Below are 2700 nucleotides of genomic sequence, written 5' to 3' on the forward strand. Positions count from 1 at the left end.
GAGACTCAATAAAGCAATCAGCTTTCCGAATTAATATTTAATGCAATATACTGCGTTAGATAAACAAAATTTGTCTGGAAACCATAGAGCTGTGGCACCACCTGATCCCATTCCGAACTCAGAAGTGAAACACAGTATCGCCGATGGTAGTGTGGGGTCTCCCCATGCGAGAGTAGGTCATTTCCAGGCGCCTAATTTCTCTTTTACGAAAGAGTATGTTCCAAGAAGTAATTTGCTGATATGGCTCAGTTGGTAGAGCGCATCCTTGGTAAGGATGAGGTCCCCAGTTCGATTCTGGGTATCAGCACCAAGAATTATCTAGTGTAATGTCCTAGAAAAGAGTTTGTCTGGAAACCATAGAGCTGTGGCACCACCTGATCCCATTCCGAACTCAGAAGTGAAACACAGTATCGCCGATGGTAGTGTGGGGTCTCCCCATGCGAGAGTAGGTCATTTCCAGGCGCCAAATAAAACAGCAAGGCCACCTTAATCGGGTGGCCTTTTTGTTTTGTGCCTAAAGTTGTTCTCAATGTGAATCATTAACCAGTGTGGATGATATGCCCATGCCAGTGTCGGTTATTTTCCCGGCGCTAAATAACACTGCAAGGCCACTTTAATCAGGTGGCCTTTTTGTTTTGTGTCTAAAGACGTTCTCAATACAAATCATTAACCAGTGTGGATGATATGCCCATGACAGAGTAAGTTATTTTTAGGCACCTAGTTGACTTGAAATCGTCGCGAGATAGGCCACTATTTTGTTGCGGCTGTTTTGTGTCCAAAATTTGAGGGAATGGTCGTTGATAGCATTACATAATAGTATGTTTATATACCTATGCCAGAGGAGGTTATTTTATACGCTTAATTGATGTAAAAATCCCTGAGAAATTGAAGATGCGTTTAATGCATGTCATTTTTCGGTTGAAAACAATGATCGCACATGATCAATAAAAATCTATGGTCGATAACCCTGAGATAGCTGATTATTTCCAGGCATCTAATTAACGTGAGGGAGTCGTGACACAGCGGGTTATAATGCAGTGGTTTTTATGGCTGCAGTTTGAGAACTCAAAGTACTTGAGCTATATAATCAAATATGACACTCGTATCGTGTATGTCGCTATGAGTATCAAGCTTTAATAAGAGCCGGAGAGAGAATGGATGAAGGTCCTGCGTTTATTAAACAAAGCTAGTAAGATAAGGTATTAGAACATCAGCTTAGATGCTCGTCGTCACTAGTAGTTTTTAGCCTGTTATTTATGGCTTTATATTATCCCTTATTAAAGCCTAGTAACTATTTACTCATACAGCTGGTCTATAGTGACATGCTGTTGATTTGACATTGTTCGTTGCTAACCTTCGCCGTTAATCTTGATGTTCCAGGTTTCATTTAATTAATAGGTTTCTGATGTTATTCATCTCTTTCTTGTCTACAAATCAATAGCGATTAAATTGAAGTAGGACTGATCAGCTCACTATATCTAAGTATCTCTTACCTATCTAAGCCGCAGTGAATTCAATTCTTTACACAGTATCGTCTTAGATGTGTTTATTAAATCAGCCATCAGATTTGCCTATTAGTCATCTGCTACCCGTAATAATTGTTTAGCTCCTTAGTCTTACTAAGCTATCGATAGGTAAACTCATCGTATTCAAGCAGGCGATAGTAGATAGCAACATTATGGCAAGTTAGAATGATGCTCGATAATGTAAATTACGCACTAAAGACTATTATGATAAACGCCACCTCTTTAAATTAAGCTTGGCTTTGCCATAGTATTTTTGTGTGGATTCTCTCAATGTAATCACTTAAGTAAACGATACAAAGATTGTTATACAATTTGGTGAAGCGACAATCAACATATCAAGATTGATCATCGCTTTGTTCAAATCCATAGTCATCTATATCTGCATCCTTTAAAGTGACTCGTTTTAAATATGCAGCAAGTCTATTCAAATATTCAGTTATGGTTCCTATTCGTCATTAATAAGATCGATTCTAAAACTTGTTACTTATATTGAGTAACGTTATATCAATATCCCTTCGCTGTTTAAGGCAGAGTTTACCCATAGGATGATTCCTCAATCTTCTAAGAGCACGTTAAGTGTCACTGCACGCATCCAAGATCAACTCGTAAAACTCACAGTTAGCCTATATACAGTCGCATGTAATCAAGTCTACTTAAATAAGCTCAGTTTTACATACTATCAATATAGGCCGCTTAACCTAACTAAGGGCCATTAAGCTATTAACATGGGTGAGAGTTCTTGTTTTTCGACCGATGGCACTCTACTCATTAAGCATGCATATAAATAAATGATACTTTTAATCGTGCTCTACATAGGGTTTTACTATTCAAGTCACTTTGCTGCTTAGGATATTTTAATGCTTACAGCCTCTTAATTGTGGATAAATCTGTGAGTAAGATGTTCTTAAGCTGGTGCTAAGTTAAGTATAAAAATTAATTCATAAATATGACAAAAAAGGCCTTGCACAAAATCTTGTGGTGCCTATAATGCGCATCCACTGACACGGCAGACAGCGAAAGCGGTTACCGAGTTAGGTTGAATTAAGTGGTTCAAAACACTGGATTCAAGGCGAAAAGAAAGTTTGAAAAAACACTTGACGCCGACACGGGAAAGCGTAGAATACGCACCCCAAGCCAACGACCTAGCGTCTTACGGCGATGTCTGAAAAATCGA

1 tRNA gene and 2 rRNA genes are annotated in these 2700 nt (G+C 38.6%); all 3 read left to right on the forward strand.

The annotated features are described in order from the left end of the window. Positions 1-73: 73 nt before the first annotated feature. The 3 genes from rrf (H5164_RS19745) (at position 74) to rrf (H5164_RS19755) (ending at position 462) form a co-directional block, all read left to right on the forward strand. Positions 74-189 (forward strand): 5S ribosomal RNA (gene rrf, locus H5164_RS19745). 45 nt (positions 190-234) lie between these two features. Continuing rightward, positions 235-310 (forward strand) — tRNA-Thr (locus H5164_RS19750). Positions 311-346: 36 nt separating this feature from the next. Beyond that, positions 347-462: ribosomal RNA gene (rrf, locus tag H5164_RS19755) — 5S ribosomal RNA — on the forward strand. Positions 463-2700 lie beyond the last annotated feature (2238 nt).

This window comes from Shewanella sp. SG41-3 (genome assembly GCF_014164545.1).
Classification (GTDB): domain Bacteria; phylum Pseudomonadota; class Gammaproteobacteria; order Enterobacterales; family Shewanellaceae; genus Shewanella; species Shewanella vesiculosa.